Source organism: Streptomyces sp. NPDC093018, from assembly GCF_040684035.1.
Lineage (GTDB): Bacteria > Actinomycetota > Actinomycetes > Streptomycetales > Streptomycetaceae > Streptomyces > Streptomyces murinus.
On sequence record NZ_JBFBFF010000008.1, the window covers coordinates 287,199 to 308,903 of the forward strand.

The window sequence follows — 21,705 nt, forward strand, 5'->3', positions numbered from 1 at the left end:
TACCTCAGGCCCCCTTGGCCGCGGTGCGGACCAGGACGAGGCCGCCGTTCGGACCGGGAACCGCGCCCTTGATGAGCAGCAGACCCTTCTCCGCGTCAACGGCGTGGACGGTCAGGTTCTGGGTGGTGACCCGCTCGTTGCCCATACGACCCGCCATGCGGAGGCCCTTGAACACGCGGCCCGGGGTGGCGCAGCCACCGATGGAACCGGGCGAGCGGTGCTTGCGCTGGGTGCCGTGTCCGGCGCCGAGGCCCTTGAAGTTGTGACGCTTCATGACACCGGCGAAGCCCTTGCCCTTGCTCTTGCCGGTCACGTCCACCTTGACGCCCGCCTCGAAGACCTCAGCGGAGATCTCCTGGCCCAGCGTGTACTCGGAGGCGTCCGCGGTGCGGATCTCGACGAGGTGGCGGCGGGGGGTGACGTCGGCCTTGGCGAAGTGGCCCTTGAGGGGCTTGTTCACCTTGCGCGGGTCGATCTCGCCGAACGCGATCTGGACGGACTCGTAGCCGTCGACGTCGTTCGTGCGGACCTGGGTGACGACGTTGGGGCCGGCCTTGACGACGGTGACCGGGACGACACGGTTGTTCTCGTCCCACACCTGCGTCATGCCGAGCTTCTCGCCCAGGATGCCCTTGATCTGCTTAGCCATTCTTCAGATCACCAGCCCTCAGAGCTTGATCTCGATGTCGACACCGGCCGGGAGGTCGAGTCGCATCAAAGAGTCAACGGTCTTGGGGGTCGGGTCGAGAATGTCGATCAGGCGCTTGTGCGTGCGCATCTCGAAGTGCTCGCGCGAGTCCTTGTACTTGTGCGGCGACTTGATGACGCAGTACACGTTCTTCTCAGTGGGCAGCGGCACCGGGCCCGCGACCGACGCACCAGTGCGGGTCACCGTCTCGACGATCTTCTTCGCCGAGGAGTCGATGACCTCGTGGTCGTAGGCCTTGAGCCGGATGCGGATCTTCTGTCCCGCCATGGCTACTCAGTAGTCCTGTCTCTTCTAACGCTCTGGGACCCGGTGGTTTCCGGTACCCGCTTTCTCCGACCCACGCGGTCGGGCGTGTCGCGCTCCCGCTGACATGAATGTCCCTTGTTCGAACATCCCTGCGGGGAATGCACACGGCCCTTCCGGAAACCGCGGACCGGGGACCTCGGGCCCACCGGGCGCCTGGTCGGTGTCGCGCCCACACTTCCCGGAAGATTCCCGTACGTCCGCCCCAGTGCTGCCCGAGGGCAGTTAGGGCGACGAGTACTGTGGGACTCGCTTCCGGTCCTCCCGGCGGGAGGCGCGCAGCATCAACACTCGACCGAGCAACTCGGACAGTCTGCCATACGGGCGGGGGCCTCCGCCAATCGAGCCGAAGAGATTACCCCGGGAGTGACGAAGGTCAAACCGCGGCGCGGACCCGGAGCGGCCTCACGACCCCGCCGTCATCCGTACGCCGGTGCAGCCGCGCTGCTTCGCCTCGTGGTCGGCGAAGGCGCGCAGGGCGTCGCGGGCGAACGAGGCGGAGTAGTGCGGGACCGGGTAGGTGTCGGTGTCCCCGTCGTGCAGGTGGTACAGCGCGAACACCGCCCGCTGCGCCGAGCGCGGGCAGGTCGCGGTGGCCCAGGCGTAGTCACGGTCGGCGTGCGTGGGACCGTAGCCCGCCTTGAGCTGTTCGCCCTCGCTGGCCAGGAAGTCCTTGGCAGCGGCGCCGTAATAGGCGTAGAGGCCGTAACCGGGCTTCTTCGCCTTCGTGACCAGGTAGCAGTTGGTCTGCGGGGCGTCCGGATCCGCCGGGTACTCCATGACCTCGGGCGTACCGCCTCGTGCCGCGTCCGTTCCGCGCAGCGCCGCGCATGATCCCTGGGCCTGCGACAGCGGTTTCGCCGTCCCGGGCGCGCCCAGTCGTGCGGTGGACAGGCCGGTGAGCCGCTGGCCGGCCTTCACCTGGCAACCGTGCTTCTCGGCTGTCTTCCGGGCGGTCTCGGTGGTCACCCGGCCGAGACCGGTCACAGTGCTGCCGTTCGACGTGCCGAGCAGATCACCGTAGGCGACCAGGGCCTTGTTCTTCTGGTTGACGCAGTCCAGCGCGGCCATGACCTGGTAGGTGCCGCCCGCGTACCTGACGACACCGGACCAGCCCTGGCCGAGGGGCGCCGCCTGCTCCCGGACACCGTCGTAGTCCGCGTTGTACCAGGTGAGCTCCTGGGAAGGAGCCTTCGCGGTGCTCCAGCGCAGCTTCAGCTCCAGGGAGCTGCTCTGCGGACCGGATTGCGAGCCGCGGACCCGGCAGGCGGCCAGGTAGTCGCTGTCGCCCTCCTCGTCGGCTCTGAGATGCGACGAGCGCAGCGCCTCGCTGAGGCCGCCCTGGGCCAGAGAGCCGTCGCACGCCCGGTCGAGTGAGCCCTCTCCGCCCCCGGAGCCGAAGGACCCGGTGCCGTAGAGCACCGCCCCCACCAGCGCCAGAACCAGCAGGAACGCCCCTGCCCACCACCCGGCGTGCACACGCCGGGCCCCGGTTTTCGTCTGCATCGTGCTCATTCCGTCGAAGGCCGTCGCACACCGGTCAGCGGTCGGCGCGCAGCGTACTCAGGGTCCGGTCACGTCCGTGCGCGTAGTCGTCCTGACCCGCGTGGACGTAGTACTTCGTCCAGTCGCTGTCGACGGCGTGACCGCGGCTGTCCGCCCATGATCTGACCAGCTTCTCGACATCGTGCTGGCCCGCGTCATAGGTCTTGGCGTTCTGCTCGGTCGCGGCGAGGTTCGCCTCCGCCACGTGCTCCTTGTTCGACTCGTACGCCCACACGTCGAGCGCCTTCTGGCTGAGGTCTCCCACCGGGCTGAGGTCCTTGACCGGGTTGAACATCAGCGCCGTGCTCAGGGAGGTGCCGAGGCCGTGGTTGAAGTCGGCGGCCCACTGCGTCTTCTTGAACCGCTCGTCGTAGATGATGTCCGACCGGACGCCGTCATAGGCGCCGATGGCACGGGACGACTCCACGATGCGGTCCCGGATCGTCTTGTCGCCGGCGTCCGGCGGGATCGTGTCCAGGACGTGGTGCGAGTACTGCTGCTCGGCCCCGTAGAGGTGTCCGAAGGCCTCCGGGTCGTTGGCGATACCACGCATGACGGCGGCGAGCCGCTGGTGCCCCACGGCCATGTGCGCGCCGTCCTTGTCGCTCCAGACGGAACCTGAGCTGTCCCAGTCGATGTCGTACTTCGACGACGACTCCGCGTAGGTCTCGTGGGTGTCGGCCGTGTACGACGTCATGATGTGGGCCAGCGGCTGGACGAGGTTCGTCGGCAGGTCCTGGGCGTGCTTGTCGGTGTACAGCGTGTTGATCGTCTGCTGGAGGATGCGGGCCTGCGGCTCGCTGTGCTCGCCGATCGGGTGGTAGCCCCCGGGCGCCTGTCCGGTCGTCGCGGCCTCCAGGGCCGCGCCGAAGCCCTTGCGGACGTCGCCGTCCTCCGCCATGACGGGAATGCCGACCGTCGTACCGCCGGGCGGGGTCGCGTAGTGGTCCACGACCGTGTCCCAGTCCCGGCCGTGCAGCAGGTACTGGAGGTTGTCGTTGTGGGCCGGGTCCAGGTAGTCGGTGCTGGTCTTCGGGTCGTGCGACATGATGCCGAGCACGCCGTCGAGCGGGTCGTTGGCGAACCAGCCCCGGTCCTTGCCGCTGAATTTGTCCCGCAGGCCCCAGATGGACTCGCCCGGGTTGTCGCCCTTGGACACGTACGACTCCTCCGCGTGCCGGATGTCGTCGGCGGTGTCCTCCAGGAACTGCCCGTTGTAGCCGTCTCCCTGCTGCATCAGGGTGACGAGGCTCTGGTAGCCGCGGACCTTCTCGTCCGGGATGGGGCTGAGGCCGTCGACCTTGAACTGCTCGGTTCCGGCCTTCCGCATGTCCGCGCGGAACTTCTGGTAGAAGGACGAGTGCGGGTCCTGGGTCGCGGTCGCCAGTGTCGTGGCGAGCCCCTTCTGGATGTCCAGGTACTGCCCGCTGTGCTGCTTGTCGTCGTGGTAGGCGAGACCGTCGAGGGTGTTGGAGAGTTGAAGGGTGCCCTTGGCGCCCAGCTCGTCCAGCAGAGTCTGACTGAACGCCTTGTCACCGGAGTTGTCGTGGAAGAGGCGCTGCAACTCCTTGTAGTCCGCCGCCGAGGCGTCGCCGGAGTTGACGCGCTGCGCGATGTCCTTGCCCTCGTCGGCCTCGTACTTCTCGATGTCGCCCTGGGCCTTGCCGTTGAAGTCGGGGACCTGGCCGAAGCCCGTCTCGGGGCCCTTCACGACGGCGGTGAAGGCGACCTCGACGCCCTTGTCGGCGTCGTCCACGTCCTTCACGCACTGATCGATGCGGGCCTGCCAGGAAGCGACGTCCTCGCTGATGCTGTCCTGGTAGGAGGGGTCGTGCACGTAGGCCATCCGCGCACCCTGGCTGAGCTTCTCGGTGTCGAACGAGACCACGCCCTGGTCCGACACCTTCATGCCCTTGGCGATGGCGTCGTCCCGGGCCGACTCCAGCTTCTTGCGCAGGTCCACGAACTGGGTGTGGGCGTCACGCAGCAGCGAGGCGATGGCCTTGGCCTCGGTCTGGGCGTTCCGGAACTGCGTGAGCCGGATCCCGAAGCGCGCGTTGGCGGTCTGCTGGCTCTCCCCCACCCATGTCGGGCGCAGGGTGATGCCGTGCACGTCCTTCTGGTAGGCGGTCTCCTGCTTGCCCAGCTCCGTCGCCATGCCGTCCCAGCGGGTGGCGGCCGTGGTGAGCGTGGACAGGTCTGTCGTCAGTATCTCGTGGTACGTCGGCATGGTTCCCCGTTGCAATGCGATGGCGTACGAGTGGGTCCGGTTGCGTCAGTTCGCCGGCGGCGGCGAGTACCCGTCGAACACCGACACCTTGCGCGTCCTGTCGCCCACCGCGACGTCCGTACCGAACAGTAGGGTGGTGTTGGTCCGGAGCGCCGACTCGTCCCCGGACAACTGGTTCACCAGGTTCTGCACCTGCTCGCCCCAGACCTTGTGCGCCTTGCCGACGGCGCCGGACGTGAGCCAGCCGTGCCCGTCCTTCGCGTCGAACGCCTTCACCACCGCGCCCGTCTCGTCGTCCGCCCAGGCCCCTGCCGTCTTGGTGTCCGGCTCGATGTCGTTGTGGAGCGTGTTCGCCGCGGTCGTCTTCTCCGCGGGCGAGGACGCGAGATCGGGCCCGCCGCTGCTTCCCGTCACGATGACAACCCCCGTATGTCGATCTGGCGTGACCACGTCACCGTAGCAAATACCCATGACGCACGGGGAAGTTGAGTTGCGGCGGGCCCGTCAGCGTTCGGCGGTGTGCGTGACGAACGCGGTCCAGGTGCCGGGGGCGACGGTGAGGCAGGGGCCCTCGGTGTTCTTGGAGTCGCGGATGTGGATGGTGGTGGGGGTGGGGGCGAACTCGACGCAGTCGTTGCCGTTACTGCTGTCGCTGTAGCTGCTCTTGTGCCAGGTGAGAGCCAGCTCGACACAGTCGTTCACATCAGGGCCGCTGCTGTAGCTGCTCTTGAACCAGTGGAGTTCCGGGGTGCTCATAGTTCTCCCAGCGCTTGCTCGATGAAGGCCAGAGACTCCTCTGGCGGGAGCGCCTGAGCCCGGATGATGCCATACCGCAGTTCGAGGATCCGGAGTTGCCTGGGGTCCTGGATCGGGCGCCCGTTGAACGCCCCGTCGGAGCGCCCGATTGCGGTGCCGTCCGCGAACCTCAGCAACTCGATAGGACCGTTCAGTCCAGGGTGATCCCACCGTCCAGTCGGCATCACCTGGAACTCCACGTTGGGCCGCTCAGCCACTTCCAAGAGGTGCTCAAGCTGTCTACGCAGCACCATTGCCCCTCCGACGGGGCGTTCGAGTGTCACCTGCTCTTGGACGAAGCTCAGTTCCGGCATGGGAGTTCGCTCGAAGATGGACTGACGAGCCGTCCTCGCTGCCACCCCGGCCTCCAGCACGTCCGGCGAATGCGCAGGCCGATGCACACCGAACATCGCCCGCGCGTACTCCTCCGTCTGCAAGAGCCCATGGATGTGAAGGGTGCTGTACAGGAGCACGTCGATGGCCCGCTCCTCCAACTCCGCCAGCTCCCGGACCTTCTTCGGATACCGCGCCTTCCTCATGTCCTCCATGAAGGCCCGAAGATGCCCCTGCGCCTTCAGGAGCGTGTCTGCCTTGTCGAGGAACTCCGGCCGGGGGATGCGCGCTCCCCGCTCGATCTTGCGGATCATGTCCTCGCCGTACCCCATGGCCTCGGCCAGCTCGGGTACGGTCATCCCGGCTGCTTCCCGGCAGACTTTGAGCAGGCGCCCCACCGCTTGCACGATCGACTCGATCTCGTCGCCCGGCTCGACATCCCAACCCGCCTCGTCCACACCTTCGCTCACAGCTCCTCCTCCGGCGCGTGCTCGCTCGTACTCGTAACAACGCCCGAGACAGCCGAGACAGCCGAGACAAAGCCGAGACGGTCACCGTACGTACGGACACTGTCGCTTACTCAGCGAACCATCCCCCGCCACGCTGAGTGATGTGAACCAAGAAACCGTCGCCACCCGCGACTTCATGCTGCTCCTGTCCCCCACCCCCCGCGGCGCCCGGCTCGCCCGGCTGCTCGCCACGGAGCAGCTGCGGAGCTGGGGGATCCTCTCGGACGCGGCCACGCACGTGATCGCCGAGCTGGCCGCGAACGCCGCGACCCATGGCCGGGTGCCGGGACGGAACTTCCAGCTCACGCTGAACGTCGTCGGCGACACGCTCCGCGTCGAGGTGACCGACACCCGCCGCGAGTGCCTGCCCGAGACCCAACACCCCTGCACGGAGGCGGAGTCGGGGCGCGGACTGCTCATCGTGGAGGCGCTCGCCGACCGCTGGGGCGTGTCGTCGGACGTCGTGCCGCGCAAGACCGTGTGGGCCGAGATCACCGTCCCGGTGGGTGCCTAGCGGCCGGGGATCACGGCCCGCTCGGCACCACAGGACGGTTCTCGCAGCCGAACCCCCTCGCCACCGCACCGGCGGCATGGAGGAGGTACTTCTGGTGGTCCTCGGGGGCCGTGGCGCCGGTGAGGGTGTCCGTCAGGGAGCCGTGCAGGGGGATTCCGGTCTCCTGGCCCCGAGGGGCGTCCGGGACGCGGCACCGTACGTAGACGTCGTACGAGGTCCGGCCGTCCGCCGTCCTGGTCACCAGCTTCACGTCCGGGCCGAGCGTGCGCGCGGTCTCGTCGTCGTACCCGCCGCTCTTCGTGCCGAACGGGGAGTCGAAGGGGAAGTTCGAGGCGCCGAAGCGGAGGGAGAGGGCGCTGGTGCGGGGCTTCTGGTCGCGTACGACGATCCGGCACAGCTCGGAGCCGCCGAACATGGTCACCTTGTCCTTGTCGCCGCTCCAGGACCTCGCGTCCTCGCGGAAGCGGGCGCCGGCCGCGTCGAGGCCGGTCGCGTCGGCCACGCCGGTCTCGCGGTCGCTGTTCCGCTTCACCCAGGCGGTCCCGGCCGCGCCGAGCAGCGACCTGCATGTGGCCGCCGTATCGTCGTCGCGCTTCCCCGTGTCCCCCGATCCGCACCCCGCGGCCGCCAGGAGCAGGGCCAGGGCGGGTACGGCCATCGTCTTGCGCACGCCTACCAGCCCCGCGCGTCGTCGGTGTCGCTGTCGTTGCCGCCCGCGTCGTACGCGGAGCGGGCCCGCTCCGTCAGCTGACGGACCTCGTGGGCGCTCATGTGTTCGTGCTCCGCGTAGTTCAGCAGCGGGGTCATCGCGTTGCCTGCTCCTTGCTCCCTCGCGTCCTGGATGGAGTCGATCGATTCCTGGTCGTTGTTGTATTCGTTGTCCTTGAGCCAGTCGATCGTCTGGTTGCCCAGGGCGGTCTCACCGGCCGACCCGGCGGTCTCGTAGACGAGCGGTACGGCGATGGCGGCGACGCCCGCCGCCGGGACCAGGACCTCGGAGGCCACGCCGACGCCCGCGCCGATCGCCGCGCCCGCGACGAAGTCGCGCCACGCGCCCTGCTTTTCGAGCTCCTTGTTGCGCGCGTCCTCCTTGTCCGCGAACTCGTGCCCGATGGCCTCGGTGCGGGCCTGGTCGAGAAGGCCGTGCATGGAGACGCTGTGGATACCGGCGTCGATCGCGTCGTCCCCGTGGCCGCCCTGTGCGGCCATCAGGTTCGAGCCGTAGACCTGCTGGGCGGCGGAGACGGTGTTGTAGGAGTCCTCGTCCGAGCCGAGCGCGCGCAGGAAGTTGACCGTGTCACCCTCGCCGAGGTCCCTCAGATGGCGGTCGCGGGCGTTGAACATGCCGTCCCGGTCGCCGAGTTCGCCGCTGTTGCCCCAGTCGGCCATGGAGTAGTTGAGGCTGTCGATATGGCCCGCCGCGATCTTCGCCAGGCTGTCGCGCACACCGTCCTGCTTGTCGATGATCTCGGCGGACCTGTAGTTGTCCATGACGTCCGAGAGGAAGTCGAGGCGCTCCTCGCGGGCCTGGATCTGCGCGTGCGTCTTCGTCGCCGGGATGTGCGGCGGCTGTTCGTCGTACGGATATCCGAGCGTCGCGGACTGAAGGGCGTGGCCGAGGCTGCCGTACCCCAGCGGCTTGCCGTCGTCGCCCTTCGGCCAGTCGCGGGCGCCCTTCTCGTGGCCCGCCAGGTAGTCGAAGTTGGTCATCTTGTCGTCGCCCTTGCCCGTGGACTCGTTGAAGAAGTCCAGGGATGCCTCGGGGTTGTGTCCGAGCGCGTCCATGAGACCCGGCACCGGGTCGTTGGGGCGGTCGGTGGGCGGGTATTCGAGGGCGGCGGTGTCCCGCCAGGCGATGCTGGGATCGCCGCGGTAGTCGCGCTCGTACGTCACCAGTGCCTTGCCGTAGTCGTCCAGGAAGTCCGTGTCGAACCTGCCCTTGTGCATCAGGGCGCCCATGACCTGAAAGCCGCTCGGCCCCATGGGCAGGGCGGGGTCGACCGGGAAGATCTTGGTGCCGGCCGCGATCAGGTCCTTCTTCCAGCGCTCCGTCTCGAGGCTGTTCCCGTGGGAGGCGTTGGCGAGGGACATGCTCAGGTTGTCCTGGACGTGCGCCAGCGTCTTCGCCCGGTCGCCGTCGACCGCGCCGCCGGGCGGGGCGGCGAGATCGCGCCAGAACTGGAGCGTGCCGTCGGCGCCGAGGCCGGTGGCGAAGGTCTCGGTGAAGCCGGGGTTGTCGCGCTGGTTCTCCAGCACGGTGTTGAAGCGGGCGAGCTCGGCGTCGCTCCAGTCGGCGACATGCCCCTTGGCGATCTTCTTCTTCCAGTACTCCGCGTCGGCCCTGCCCTGCTCCCGGTCGGCCGCCTCGACCGAGCCGGCGCCCTTGTCGGTGAAGTCGTACTTGTTCTTCGCCAGAAGCCGCAGGGCCCGTGCCACGATGCGATCGGTCTCGGTCGCCTCCCACAGGATCCGGCCGATCCGGCGTGCGGCGGCGTCGAGTTCCTCGTCGCTCGGGGTGTGGATGTCCTTGCTGTTCCCGGCGGCGGCGCCGGAGGGGACGGCGGCGCTGACGGTCCCGCTGTCGTTGACGTAGATGTTCCGCTTCGCCAGTTCCTCGACGGCGGTGCTCAGATCGCTCTGGTGCTTCGTGAAGTCGGCGTGGCAATCGGTGAGCAGACCGAGGATCTTCCTGGCCTCGGACGCGGCGTCCGCGAACTGCCCGGCGGTCAGGGTGACGAACCGGCGGGAGACCGTGGCGTTGACGCCCTTCCAGTCCGCCGCGTTCGCCTTCTGCTCCAGGTCCTTCGCGCTGACCTCCCCCGAGCCCCCGGTGGCGAGCTTGTCCAGCTTGCCGCTCATCGTCTTCCAGTCGTCCACCGCGGTCTTCAGGGTGCCCAGCCGCAGATCGGTGAGTTCCCGGACGGTCAGCGTGTCCGCCGCCATGTGTCTTCGGCCCCCTACTCGAAGTACTCGCTGATGCGCGAGACGGTCATCAGGTGTCCGGCCGCGTCGTGCATGCCGGTCACCACGTGCGCGTCGTCCTTCGCGTGCTGGGCACGGCTGAAGTCCAGGTGGTTGGAGATATGGGCGCATGCCTCGTTCAGCGTCTGGAGCTGGGTGGTCCAGGCGTCGTGCACCTCCAGGAGCGCGGATCCCGTGTCCAGGCCGTCGTTGAAGAGGTCGTTGGACGCGGTGAAGGTGCTCGGCCGGGCGAAGTCGCCGTCCACGTGCAGGCGTTCGCGCAGATCGTGCGCCAGGTTGCCGAGCTTGCCGAGTTCGTCGTCATGGACGACGAGGTCGGGGCCGCCGTCGACGGGCGCGGCCTGGTTGAGCCGCATCCGCGTCGGACTCTTCGCCGCCGCCTCCGATTTGAGCCGCTCCCACTCGTCCCATGCCATCCGCCGAACCCCCGTGTGCGACCCGAGACGCGCTGCGCCCCAACCCGTACTTCTTACCATCCTCTTACCAAGCTGGGCGGTGCCCGGGGTCACAGCCGAAGCCACGCTCACGAGAACTCCACAGGGGCGGCACAAGGAAACCCCCGCTCGGTGAGCGGGGGTTCAGGTCGTGACGAGGTGCGGAGCGAAGAGGCGCGCTAGATCTGCGGGCCCATCGGCGGCGGTCCCCACACCGGCGGCATCGGCGGGGCCATGAGCCGGCGGCGGTGGCGACCGCGGCGGATCGCGGTCACGATGCAGATGGCCGGGACCGCGAGTGCCGCCGTGAGGAAGCAGCCGACGGCCGCGAGCATGCCGACGGCCATGCCCCGCACCTGGGGCTTGTCGCCGAGGGCGAAGGCGGCGGACGGGAGGTCCGAGGTGCAGACGACGGGGTAGTCGCCGGTGGTCTTCGGGGTGAACTCGAAGACCCGTTCCCAGGAGCGGGCGCCGAGGGTGACGCGGAAGGTGCCGGACGGCTGGGTCACGGAGTCGGCGAGCGCCCGCGGCACGCGGCAGTCGACGTGGCCCGGCGCGGACTGGGAGACGTAGATCGACCGGGTCCTGCCCTGGGTGAAGCCGAACGTGCGCTGCTCGCCGCCGGTGAACGTGTGTGCCGTGTCGACCAGGTGCACCGTGTCCTTGACCGCCAGCACGCCGAACGCGATACCGGCGCCGACCAGGACGAGGCCGAGCAGTGCCGCCACGACGTACCAGATACGCCGGGGCCGCAGATCCTTCGCGGGGGGCGGCGGGGCACCGTGGCCGCCGTACGGTGTGCCCCAGGTATTGGGTATGGACATGACGCCGCATCGTAGAGGAACCATCATGGGATGTCCGGTGAGTTGAGCGGAGGGGGCCGGCTGGGGAGCCGGGAGGAAGCCGTGGCGGCGGCCGGGCGGTGGCTGCGCACGACGGTGTGTCCGGAGCGTGCCGAGTCCGTCGTGCTGCTGCCGGAGACGGCCATGTGGTACCCGTACGCCTGGACGGTCCGCTTCGACTTCCGGGAGCATCTGGACACCGGGGACCCGGCGCAGGCCCCGTTCAGCGCCCTCGTCGTCGTGCCGCACGACGGTACGGGGGCCCACTGGTCGCCCACGCACCTGCCGGCGGAGCGGTATCTGGCGATGCGGGCGGCACAGGGGCCGCGGGCCGACGATCCCTGGGTGCGCGCCGCGGCCTGGCTGCGGGACGTCTACGGCGGCCTGGTGGAGCCGGCCGTGCCGCCGAACCGGGAACCGGTGTACGAGACGGGCACCGCCTGGCTGCCGGCCTGCCGGGCGGTCCCCCAGCCCGGATTCCCCGCGGAGCCCATGCTCGCGGCCTCCGTCGTGGTGCCGAAGGACGGCGGCACCCCCTTCCACCCCTCCCCCAGCGACCCGCTCGCCGACCTGGACGCGCCCGGCACGGCGGCCGGACGCGCGGCCGGAGAGCAACTGCACGCCCGCGGCTGCCTCGTCGCCGTGCACTGCGGGATCGACGGCATCCCGGTGACCGCCCTGCCCTGGCGCCCCTTCCACGAGGCCCCCGGCTGGTGGGAGCGGCTCGGGCGGCGCTACTTCCCGCGGTTCGAGCCGGTCGCGGTGCGGGACTGGGACGACGTGGTGCGAGCCGTCGAGACACCGGGGCCCGGCACCCGGGGCGTCGTCCGGGTGCGCCGCAGGCTCCGCGACCAGGAGGTCAGCGGCAACCTGCTCTATGTGCGACCGGTACGACGAAGAGGCCCGTACGACCGAAGTCGTACGGGCCTCTCCAAAGGTCAATCAGTGACCTTCAAGCAAGCGGAACTTACTTGACGATCTTGGTGACCTGGCCGGCGCCCACGGTGCGACCACCCTCACGGATGGCGAACTTCAGGCCCTCCTCCATGGCGACGGGCTGGATCAGCGAGACAGTCATCTCGGTGTTGTCGCCCGGCATGACCATCTCGGTGCCCTCGGGGAGGGTCACAACGCCCGTCACGTCCGTCGTACGGAAGTAGAACTGCGGACGGTAGTTGTTGAAGAACGGCGTGTGGCGGCCGCCCTCGTCCTTGGACAGGATGTACGCCTGCGCCTCGAACTCGGTGTGCGGGGTGACCGAACCCGGCTTGATGATGACCTGGCCGCGCTCGACGTCCTCGCGCTTGATGCCGCGGAGCAGCAGACCGACGTTCTCACCGGCCTGGCCCTCGTCGAGCAGCTTGCGGAACATCTCGATACCGGTGACCGTGGTGGTGGTCTTCTCGGTCTTGATGCCGATGATGTCGACGGTCTCGTTGACCTTCAGGACACCACGCTCGATACGGCCGGTGACGACCGTACCGCGACCGGTGATCGTGAAGACGTCCTCGATCGGCATCAGGAACGGCTTGTCGACGTCGCGCTCCGGCTCCGGAATCGCGGTGTCGACGGCGTTCATGAGGTCCAGGACGGACTGCGTCCACTGCGCGTCGCCCTCAAGGGCCTTCAGCGCGGAGACACGGACGACCGGCAGGTCGTCGCCCGGGAACTCGTACTCCGAGAGAAGCTCACGGACCTCGAGCTCGACGAGCTCCATGATCTCCTCGTCGTCCACCATGTCGGCCTTGTTCAGGGCGACGACGATGTACGGAACGCCGACCTGGCGGGCCAGGAGCACGTGCTCCTTGGTCTGCGGCATCGGGCCGTCGGTGGCGGCGACCACCAGGATCGCGCCGTCCATCTGCGCGGCACCGGTGATCATGTTCTTGATGTAGTCCGCGTGACCCGGGCAGTCGACGTGGGCGTAGTGACGCGCCTCGGTCTGGTACTCGACGTGCGCGATGGAGATGGTGATACCGCGCTGGCGCTCCTCGGGCGCCTTGTCGATGTTGTCGAACGGGGTGGCCTCGTTCAGCTCCGGGTACGCGTCGTGCAGCACCTTGGTAATGGCGGCCGTGAGGGTCGTCTTACCGTGGTCGATGTGACCGATGGTGCCGATGTTGACGTGCGGCTTAGTCCGCTCGAACTTCGCCTTCGCCACTGGGGTCCTCCTGTGGAGTGGTTCTGTACGCCTTACTTCATCGGCGCCAGGTGATCTTTGCTGGATAGCCCGGAACCCGGGGCATTCATCCTGTATTCGGCTGAATGCCCCTTGAGGCTCCGGAGTCAAGCCTAAAGCGTGTGAACGCGGTGCGTTACTCGCCCTTGGCCTTCGCGATGATCTCCTCGGCGACGTTCCGCGGAACCTCGGCGTAGGAGTCGAACTGCATCGAGTAGCTTGCGCGACCCGACGTCTTGCTGCGGAGGTCGCCGACGTAGCCGAACATCTCCGAGAGGGGCACGAGGCCCTTCACGACGCGGGCGCCAGCCCGCTCCTCCATGGCCTGGATCTGGCCACGGCGGGAGTTGATGTCGCCGATGACCTCACCCATGTAGTCCTCGGGCGTGGTGACCTCGACGGCCATCATCGGCTCAAGGAGCACGGGCGAAGCCTTGCGCGCGGCCTCCTTGAAGGCCTGCGAGCCGGCGATCTTGAAGGCGAGCTCGGAGGAGTCGACCTCGTGGTAGGCACCGTCGTGGAGGATGACACGGACACCGGTCATCTCGTAGCCGGCCAGGATGCCGAACTGCATGGCCTCCTGCGCACCGGCGTCCACCGAAGGGATGTACTCCTTCGGGATACGGCCACCGGTGACCTTGTTCACGAACTCGTACGAGGTGTCGCCACCCTCGAGCGGCTCGATGCCGATCTGCACCTTCGCGAACTGACCGGTACCACCGGTCTGCTTCTTGTGGGTGTAGTCGACGCGCTCGACGGCCTTGCGGATCGTCTCGCGGTACGCCACCTGCGGCTTGCCGACGTTGGCCTCGACCTTGAACTCACGGCGCATACGGTCGACCAGCACCTCAAGGTGCAGCTCGCCCATACCACCGATGATGGTCTGGCCGGTCTCCTCGTCCGAGTGGACCTGGAAGGACGGGTCCTCCTCGGCCAGGCGCTGGATCGCGACGCCGAGCTTCTCCTGGTCGCCCTTCGACTTGGGCTCGATGGCGACCTGGATGACCGGCGCCGGGAAGTCCATGGACTCCAGGATGACCGGGTTCTTGTCGTCGGACAGCGTCTCACCGGTGGTGGTCTGCTTCAGGCCCATGACGGCGACGATGTCACCGGCGCCCACCGACTCGATCTCCTCACGCTTGTTCGCGTGCATGCGGTAGATCTTGCCGATGCGCTCCTTCTTGCCCTTGACGGAGTTCAGCACCGAAGAGCCGGACTCCAGGCGGCCCGAGTAAACCCGGACGAAGGTGAGCTTGCCGAGGTGCGGGTCGCTCATGATCTTGAACGCCAGCGCGGACAGCGGCTCGTCGTCGGACGGCTTGCGCTTGACGACGACCTCGGGGTCCTTGACGTCGTGGCCCTCGATGGCCTCGATGTCGACCGGCGAGGGCAGGTAGCGCACGACCGCGTCGAGCAGGGGCTGGACGCCCTTGTTCTTGAACGCGGTGCCACAGAACACCGGGGTGACCGTGGTGCCCTCGCTCTTGCCGGACGCGATGGTGATACGACGGATCGCGGCGTACAGCTGCTCCACGGAAGGCTCTTCGCCCTCCAGGTACAGCTCCATGATCTCTTCGTCGTTCTCGGCCACGGCCTCCAGCAGCTTGCCGCGGTACTCCTCGGCAGCCTCGGTGTGCGTGTCCGGGATGTCGACGACGTCGTACATCTCGCCCTTGGTGGCCTCGGCGGACCACACGAAGGCCTTCATCGTCACCAGGTCGACGACGCCCTTGAAGTCCGCCTCGGCACCGATCGGCAGCTGCATGACCAGCGGCTGAGCGCCCAGGCGGTCGACGATCATGTCGACACAGCGGTGGAACTCGGCACCGGTGCGGTCGAGCTTGTTGACGAAGCAGATACGCGGAACGCCGTAGCGGTCCGCCTGACGCCACACCGTCTCGGACTGGGGCTCAACGCCGGCGACGCCGTCGAACACCGTCACGGCACCGTCGAGCACGCGCAGGGAGCGCTCCACCTCGACGGTGAAGTCGACGTGGCCCGGGGTGTCGATGATGTTGATCGTGTGGTCGACGTCTTCCAGCGGCCAGTGACAGGTGGTGGCAGCAGAGGTGATCGTGATGCCACGCTCCTGCTCCTGCTCCATCCAGTCCATGGTGGCAGCGCCGTCGTGGACCTCACCGATCTTGTAGGACACACCGGTGTAGAACAGGATCCGCTCGGTGGTGGTCGTCTTGCCCGCGTCGATGTGGGCCATGATCCCGATGTTGCGGACCTTGGCCAGGTCAAGTGAAGTGGTAGCCATAAGGCTTCAGTCTTCTCTCGGTCTCGATGTGGGTAGCGACTACCAGCGGTAGTGCGCGAAGGCCTTGTTGGACTCGGCCATCTTGTGGGTGTCCTCGCGCTTCTTCACAGCGGCGCCGAGGCCGTTGGACGCGTCGAGAAGCTCGTTGAGCAGGCGCTCGGTCATGGTCTTCTCGCGACGGGCGCGGGAGTAGCCGACGAGCCAGCGCAGCGCGAGCGTGTTGGCACGACCGGGCTTGACCTCGATCGGAACCTGGTACGTCGCACCACCGACACGGCGGGACTTGACCTCAAGGGTGGGCTTGATGTTCTCAAGCGCGCGCTTCAGCGTGATGATCGGGTCGTTGCCCGTCTTCTCACGCAGACCCTCCATGGCGCCGTACACGATGCGCTCGGCGGTGGAGCGCTTGCCGTTCAGCAGCACCTTGTTGATGAGGGAGGTCACCAGAGGAGAGCCGTACACCGGGTCGATGATGACCGGGCGCTTCGGGGCGGGGCCCTTACGAGGCATTCTTACTTCTCCTTCTTGGCGCCGTAGCGGCTGCGGGCCTGCTTGCGGTTCTTGACACCCTGGGTGTCGAGGGAGCCGCGGATGATCTTGTAGCGAACACCCGGCAGGTCCTTCACACGGCCGCCGCGCACGAGCACGATGGAGTGCTCCTGCAGGTTGTGTCCCTCACCCGGAATGTAAGCGGTGACCTCGATGCCGCTGGTCAGACGCACACGCGCGACCTTACGCAGGGCCGAGTTCGGCTTCTTCGGGGTGGTCGTGAACACACGCGTGCAGACGCCACGACGCTGGGGCGAACCCTCGAGTGCGGGCGTCTTGTTCTTCTCGACCTTGTCCTGCCGGCCCTTACGGACCAGCTGCTGGATCGTAGGCACTACTTCTCCGGTTTCTGTGTGCCGAATAGGTAAAGCTAACCTGGAACGCCTCCGACCCACGCGGTCGGGTGTGTCGAATCCGCCAGACTTCCGCCGCAAGGCGAGAAGGGCGCGAATTACGGTGGCCGGTTGTGGCTCGCCGTACGGTTTCAAGGCACGCACAGCAGCCAGGGCACACCCCAGGCACAAGGTCTGAGCGTACCTAGGCGACAGACTCCGGTCAAAACAGAAAGGCCTCGGGGGCGGGGTGTGGGTCTCATATCACAGGCTAGGGGGTGGCGCATGTCGGGCGGGACGGCCGGAGAGCGGGCCTGGGCACCCCACTCCAGAGTGACCCAGCCGGCGGCTCGGCGCGAGCCGCCTCGAAGATCACCCGCTACGGCTTGCACGTGTAGAAGACCAGCATCAGCACCTCCGACCCGACCCCCGCCCCGGCCCACGCCAGGAATTTCATGAATGGCACCTGCTTCTTGTCCTGACACCACCCGAGGAACATCAGGAAGGCGCCGAAGAGAAAGAAAAGCCCCGCGAGAAAGAAACAACTCCCGATAACCCAGAACAAGATGTCGACCATTTATCTCCCCCGATTCTCACGCCGAGTGATCACAATAAAGAATTAACTGGAAAATAGCAGAACTCCCCAGAATCCCTAGGCGCCGATAAACCGCGAACATCGCCCTTCGGGGAATTCGCGCGCCCCGACACCGCCCGTGCCGCTCATACCGCGGCGGTGAGCACGCACAGCAGCAGCCCTACCGCGAGCAGCCCCACGCCCGCGCCTCCGACCAGCAGAACGACCGGTCGCTCCCTGTCGAAGTCGAGGCCCTCGCGGAGCCCCGTCCGGGCAAGCTTCGGGTTCCTGGCGTCGTAGACGGCCGGCACGACCGTGCCGGCGGGGCCTGGCGTCTCCGGCATGTACTCATGGAATTCCGCCTGCGACACCCTCTCCCCGAGGCGCACGGCGAAATACATCCGATTGTTGACCCCGCTCGCATACTCCTCGCGGAGAAATACCGCCGCCCCCTCGGCGCCGTGATTCTTCAGAGCGCGCATGAGGCGATATCTCACGCAGTTCCCCGAGCCCTCCTTCAAGGCCTGACCGTACAGCAAACCTGATGTGCTTTGGTCATTCACGGAAAAAAAGGGGTGCCCGAAAACGCCGAAGGGCGGCCACCCCCCGAGGGGAGTGGCCGCCCTTCAGACTGCTCGCTTACTGGTTGTACGGACCGTAGTCGTAGTCCTCCAGCGGAACGGCCTGGCCGGAGCCCGTGCCGAAGGGCGAGTAGTCGATGTCGTCGTAGCCGACGGCCGAGTACATCGCGGCCTTGGCCTCTTCGGTCGGCTCGACCCGGATGTTGCGGTAGCGGGACAGACCCGTACCGGCCGGGATGAGCTTACCGATGATGACGTTCTCCTTGAGGCCGATGAGGCTGTCGGACTTGGCGTTGATCGCCGCATCCGTCAGGACTCGGGTCGTCTCCTGGAAGGAGGCGGCCGACAGCCAGGACTCCGTCGCCAGCGAGGCCTTGGTGATACCCATCAGCTGCGGACGACCGGAGGCGGGGTGACCGCCCTCCTGGACCACACGACGGTTCTCGGTCTCGAACTTCGAACGCTCGACCAGCTCGCCGGGCAGCAGCTCCGCGTCGCCCGACTCGATGATCGTCACACGGCGCAGCATCTGCCGGATGATGATCTCGATGTGCTTGTCGTGGATCGACACACCCTGCGAGTTGTAGACCTTCTGGACCTCGCCGACCAGGTGGACCTGGACGGCACGCTGACCCAGGATGCGCAGCACGTCGTGCGGGTTGGTGGCACCCACGGTGAGCTGCTGGCCCACCTCGACGTGCTCGCCCTCGCGGACCAGGACCTTGGCACGCTTCGAGATCGGGAACGCCGTCTCGTCGCTGCCGTCGTCCGGGGTGACGACGAGCTTCTTCGTCTTCTCGGTCTCCTCGATCCGCACCCGGCCGGAGGCCTCGGAGATCGGGGCGACACCCTTCGGGGTACGGGCCTCGAAGAGCTCGACGACACGCGGCAGACCCTGGGTGATGTCGTCACCGGCCACACCACCGGTGTGGAAGGTACGCATCGTCAGCTGGGTACCGGGCTCACCGATGGACTGGGCGGCGATGATGCCGACCGCCTCACCGATGTCGACCAGCTTGCCGGTGGCCAGCGAACGGCCGTAGCACATCGCGCAGGTGCCGACGGCGGACTCACAGGTCAGGACCGAGCGGGTCTTGACCGTCTCCACACTGTGCTTGACCAGCTCGTCGATGAGCACGTCGCCGAGGTCGGTACCGGCCGGGGCCAGCACCTTGCCGTCGACCACGATGTCCTCGGCGAGGCAGCGCGCGTACACGGACGTCTCGACGTTGCCCGTCTTGCGCAGGACACCGTCCTCGCCACGCTCGGCGATCGCCAGCTTGAGGCCGCGCTCGGTGCCGCAGTCCTCCTCGCGGATGATGACGTCCTGGGAGACGTCGACCAGACGACGGGTGAGGTAACCCGAGTCGGCGGTACGCAGAGCGGTGTCCGCCAGACCCTTACGGGCACCGTGGGTGGAGATGAAGTACTCCAGCACGGACAGGCCCTCACGGAACGAGGCCTTGATCGGACGCGGGATGGTCTCGTTCTTCGCGTTCGACACCAGACCACGCATACCGGCGATCTGCCGCATCTGCATCATGTTTCCTCGGGCACCCGAGTCAACCATCATGAAGATGGGGTTGGTCTTGGGGAAGTTCTCGTTCATCGCCTCGGCGACCTCGTTGGTCGCCTTGGTCCAGATCGCGATGAGCTCCTGAGTGCGCTCTTCCTTGGTGATCAGACCGCGCTCGTACTGCTTCTGGACCTTCTCGTCCTGGGCCTCGTAGCCCGCGACGATGGCCTTCTTGGCCTCGGGCACGACGACGTCGGAGATGGCCACGGTGACACCCGAGCGGGTACCCCAGTAGAAGCCCGCCGCCTTCAGGTTGTCGAGCGTCGCCGCCACGATCACCTTGGGGTAGCGCTCCGCCAGGTCGTTGACGATCTCGCCGAGCTGCTTCTTGCCCACCGAGTAGTCGACGAACGGGTAGTCCTCGGGCAGCAGCTCGTTGAAGAGCGCGCGGCCCAGGGTGGTGCGCAGACGGAACGAGTCCCCCTGCTGCCACTCGGGCTCGCCCTCCTCGCGGGCCGGCGGGGTCCAGCCGCGCGGCGGGATGGTGCCCACCGGGAAGCGGATGTCGACCGGCGACTGGAGCGAGAGCTCGCCGGCGTCGAACGCCATGGTCGCCTCGGCCGTGGAGCCGAACGCGCGGCCCTCGCCCTTGACGTCACGCAGCTCGCCGTCGGTGGTGAGGAAGAACAGACCGAGGACCATGTCCTGGGTCGGCATCGTCACCGGGCGGCCGTCGGCCGGCTTGAGGATGTTGTTCGAGGACAGCATCAGGATGCGGGCCTCGGCCTGCGCCTCCGCGGACAGCGGCAGGTGCACGGCCATCTGGTCACCGTCGAAGTCCGCGTTGAACGCGGTGCAGACGAGCGGGTGGATCTGGATGGCCTTGCCCTCGACCAGCTGCGGCTCGAAGGCCTGGATGCCGAGGCGGTGCAGGGTGGGCGCACGGTTCAGCAGCACCGGGTGCTCGGCGATGACCTCTTCGAGGACGTCGTACACCACGGTGCGGCCGCGCTCGACCATGCGCTTGGCCGACTTGATGTTCTGCGCGTGGTTCAGGTCGACCAGGCGCTTCATCACGAACGGCTTGAACAGCTCAAGGGCCATCGCCTTGGGCAGACCGCACTGGTGCAGCTTGAGCTGCGGGCCGACGACGATGACGGAACGCGCCGAGTAGTCGACTCGCTTGCCGAGCAGGTTCTGACGGAATCGACCCTGCTTGCCCTTCAGCATGTCGCTGAGGGACTTCAGCGGACGGTTGCCGGGGCCCGTCACCGGGCGACCGCGACGGCCGTTGTCGAAGAGGGCGTCGACCGCCTCCTGGAGCATGCGCTTCTCGTTGTTCACGATGATCTCGGGCGCGCCGAGGTCGAGAAGCCGCTTCAGGCGGTTGTTGCGGTTGATGACACGGCGGTACAGGTCGTTCAGGTCGGAGGTCGCGAAGCGGCCACCGTCCAGCTGCACCATCGGACGCAGGTCCGGCGGGATGACCGGGACGCAGTCCAGGACCATGCCCTTGGGGCTGTTGGAGGTCTGCAGGAACGCGGAGACGACCTTCAGCCGCTTGAGGGCACGGGTCTTCTTCTGGCCCTTGCCGGTGCGGATGATCTCGCGGAGCTTCTCGGCCTCTTCGTCGAGGTCGAAGGACTCCAGGCGCTTCTGCAACGCCGCGGCACCCATCGAGCCGTCGAAGTACGTGCCGAAGCGGTCACGCAGCTCGCGGTAGAGCAGCTCGTCGCCCTCCAGGTCCTGGACCTTGAGGTTCTTGAAGCGGTTCCACACCTCGTCGAGGCGGTCGATCTCGCGCTGCGCACGGTCGCGCAGCTGCTTCATCTCGCGCTCGGCACCCTCGCGCACCTTGCGGCGCACGTCCGCCTTGGCGCCCTCGGCCTCCAGCTCGGCCAGGTCGGTCTCGAGCTTCTTGGCGCGGGCCTCCAGGTCGGAGTCGCGGCGGTTCTCGATGTGCTGACGCTCGACCGAGACGTGCGCCTCCAGGGAGGGCAGGTCGCGGGTGCGGCGCTCCTCGTCGACGTACGTGATCATGTACGCCGCGAAGTAGATGACCTTCTCCAGGTCCTTCGGGGCGAGGTCCAGCAGGTAGCCCAGGCGGGACGGGACGCCCTTGAAGTACCAGATGTGGGTGACGGGAGCGGCGAGCTCGATGTGGCCCATCCGCTCACGGCGCACCTTGGCGCGCGTGACCTCGACGCCACAGCGCTCGCAGATGATGCCCTTGAAGCGGACACGCTTGTACTTGCCGCAGTAGCACTCCCAGTCCCGGGTAGGACCGAAGATCTTCTCGCAGAAGAGTCCGTCCTTTTCGGGCTTCAGGGTGCGGTAGTTGATCGTCTCGGGCTTCTTGACCTCACCGTGGCTCCACTGACGAATGTCGTCAGCGGTGGCCAGGCCGATCCGGAGCTCGTCGAAGAAGTTGACGTCGAGCACTATGCGTCAATCCCTCTCAGGGTCGTTACGTCTGTGGTCTGAAACGGGGGCCTGGGGGTCGGCGGGGCCCTGT

Annotated in this window: 20 protein-coding genes; 2 read left to right on the top strand and 18 right to left on the bottom strand. The window is 67.4% G+C overall.

Annotated elements, in window-relative coordinates; all coding sequences use genetic code 11:
* Positions 1 to 4 precede the first annotated feature (4 nt).
* The 7 genes from rplC to AB0N90_RS20630 all read right to left on the bottom strand — a co-directional run bounded on the left by rplC (position 5) and on the right by AB0N90_RS20630 (position 6,385).
* The gene (rplC, locus tag AB0N90_RS20600) at positions 5 to 649 is read right to left on the bottom strand and encodes a 50S ribosomal protein L3 (RefSeq protein WP_005481233.1); all 645 of its coding nucleotides are present in this window, start codon (positions 647 to 649) and stop codon (positions 5 to 7) included.
* An 18-nt stretch (positions 650 to 667) separates the two neighbouring features.
* A complete protein-coding gene (gene rpsJ, locus AB0N90_RS20605; RefSeq protein WP_003948644.1) occupies positions 668 to 976 on the bottom strand; it encodes a 30S ribosomal protein S10 in 309 nt (102 codons plus the stop codon).
* A 441-nt stretch (positions 977 to 1,417) separates the two neighbouring features.
* A complete protein-coding gene (locus AB0N90_RS20610; RefSeq protein ID WP_365198494.1) occupies positions 1,418 to 2,518 on the bottom strand; it encodes a hypothetical protein in 1,101 nt (366 codons plus the stop codon).
* A gap of 34 nt (positions 2,519 to 2,552) precedes the next feature.
* On the bottom strand, positions 2,553 to 4,787 hold the full coding sequence (locus AB0N90_RS20615) for a hypothetical protein (protein WP_232987971.1): 2,235 nt from the start codon (positions 4,785 to 4,787) through the stop codon (positions 2,553 to 2,555).
* A gap of 45 nt (positions 4,788 to 4,832) precedes the next feature.
* Complete coding sequence (locus AB0N90_RS20620) at positions 4,833 to 5,201, bottom strand: hypothetical protein (protein ID WP_232987970.1); 369 nt, start codon at positions 5,199 to 5,201, stop codon at positions 4,833 to 4,835.
* 90 nt (positions 5,202 to 5,291) lie between these two features.
* Positions 5,292 to 5,543, bottom strand: coding sequence for a DUF397 domain-containing protein (locus AB0N90_RS20625; protein ID WP_086806687.1), 252 nt, complete (start codon positions 5,541 to 5,543; stop codon positions 5,292 to 5,294).
* Positions 5,540 to 6,385, bottom strand: coding sequence for a helix-turn-helix transcriptional regulator (locus AB0N90_RS20630; protein ID WP_086806688.1), 846 nt, complete (start codon positions 6,383 to 6,385; stop codon positions 5,540 to 5,542). The genes AB0N90_RS20625 and AB0N90_RS20630 overlap by 4 nt, the downstream gene beginning before the upstream one ends.
* A gap of 175 nt (positions 6,386 to 6,560) precedes the next feature.
* Between AB0N90_RS20630 and AB0N90_RS20635 the strand changes: the two genes are divergently transcribed.
* A complete protein-coding gene (locus AB0N90_RS20635; protein ID WP_365198612.1) occupies positions 6,561 to 6,938 on the top strand; it encodes an ATP-binding protein in 378 nt (125 codons plus the stop codon).
* Between the two features lie 10 nt (positions 6,939 to 6,948).
* On the opposite strand, the gene AB0N90_RS20640 is transcribed toward AB0N90_RS20635, so the two are convergent.
* The 4 genes from AB0N90_RS20640 to AB0N90_RS20655 all read right to left on the bottom strand — a co-directional run bounded on the left by AB0N90_RS20640 (position 6,949) and on the right by AB0N90_RS20655 (position 11,178).
* On the bottom strand, positions 6,949 to 7,608 hold the full coding sequence (locus tag AB0N90_RS20640) for a hypothetical protein (protein ID WP_365198499.1): 660 nt from the start codon (positions 7,606 to 7,608) through the stop codon (positions 6,949 to 6,951).
* A 2-nt stretch (positions 7,609 to 7,610) separates the two neighbouring features.
* Positions 7,611 to 9,881 carry a hypothetical protein gene (locus tag AB0N90_RS20645; RefSeq protein ID WP_365198500.1) on the bottom strand — a complete coding sequence of 757 codons (2,271 nt, stop codon included), beginning with the start codon at positions 9,879 to 9,881 and terminating at the stop codon, positions 7,611 to 7,613.
* A gap of 14 nt (positions 9,882 to 9,895) precedes the next feature.
* Positions 9,896 to 10,336, bottom strand: a complete 441-nt coding sequence (locus tag AB0N90_RS20650) for a hypothetical protein (RefSeq protein ID WP_365198503.1) — start codon at positions 10,334 to 10,336, stop codon at positions 9,896 to 9,898.
* 197 nt (positions 10,337 to 10,533) lie between these two features.
* On the bottom strand, positions 10,534 to 11,178 hold the full coding sequence (locus AB0N90_RS20655) for a serine/arginine repetitive matrix protein 2 (RefSeq protein WP_365198504.1): 645 nt from the start codon (positions 11,176 to 11,178) through the stop codon (positions 10,534 to 10,536).
* A 30-nt stretch (positions 11,179 to 11,208) separates the two neighbouring features.
* Between AB0N90_RS20655 and AB0N90_RS20660 the strand changes: the two genes are divergently transcribed.
* Positions 11,209 to 12,171, top strand: coding sequence for a YrhB domain-containing protein (locus AB0N90_RS20660; protein ID WP_365198506.1), 963 nt, complete (start codon positions 11,209 to 11,211; stop codon positions 12,169 to 12,171).
* Here AB0N90_RS20660 and tuf read toward each other — a convergent pair.
* The 7 genes from tuf to AB0N90_RS20695 form a co-directional block, all read right to left on the bottom strand.
* Entirely contained in the window at positions 12,164 to 13,357 is a 1,194-nt protein-coding gene (gene tuf / locus AB0N90_RS20665; RefSeq protein WP_037657541.1) for an elongation factor Tu, read from the bottom strand. The two genes, AB0N90_RS20660 and tuf, sit on opposite strands and share 8 nt — an antisense overlap.
* A gap of 154 nt (positions 13,358 to 13,511) precedes the next feature.
* Positions 13,512 to 15,638, bottom strand: a complete 2,127-nt coding sequence (fusA, locus tag AB0N90_RS20670; RefSeq protein WP_037657540.1) for an elongation factor G — start codon at positions 15,636 to 15,638, stop codon at positions 13,512 to 13,514.
* A gap of 39 nt (positions 15,639 to 15,677) precedes the next feature.
* Positions 15,678 to 16,148 (bottom strand): 30S ribosomal protein S7, encoded by a 471-nt coding sequence (rpsG, locus tag AB0N90_RS20675; RefSeq protein ID WP_003992340.1) that lies wholly within the window; start codon positions 16,146 to 16,148, stop codon positions 15,678 to 15,680.
* A 2-nt stretch (positions 16,149 to 16,150) separates the two neighbouring features.
* Entirely contained in the window at positions 16,151 to 16,522 is a 372-nt protein-coding gene (rpsL, locus tag AB0N90_RS20680; protein ID WP_003948652.1) for a 30S ribosomal protein S12, read from the bottom strand.
* Between the two features lie 376 nt (positions 16,523 to 16,898).
* The gene (locus AB0N90_RS20685) at positions 16,899 to 17,096 is read right to left on the bottom strand and encodes a hypothetical protein (protein WP_365198509.1); all 198 of its coding nucleotides are present in this window, start codon (positions 17,094 to 17,096) and stop codon (positions 16,899 to 16,901) included.
* Between the two features lie 143 nt (positions 17,097 to 17,239).
* Positions 17,240 to 17,575, bottom strand: a complete 336-nt coding sequence (locus tag AB0N90_RS20690) for a hypothetical protein (RefSeq protein WP_365198510.1) — start codon at positions 17,573 to 17,575, stop codon at positions 17,240 to 17,242.
* Between the two features lie 157 nt (positions 17,576 to 17,732).
* The gene (locus tag AB0N90_RS20695; protein WP_361676667.1) at positions 17,733 to 21,632 is read right to left on the bottom strand and encodes a DNA-directed RNA polymerase subunit beta'; all 3,900 of its coding nucleotides are present in this window, start codon (positions 21,630 to 21,632) and stop codon (positions 17,733 to 17,735) included.
* Positions 21,633 to 21,705 lie beyond the last annotated feature (73 nt).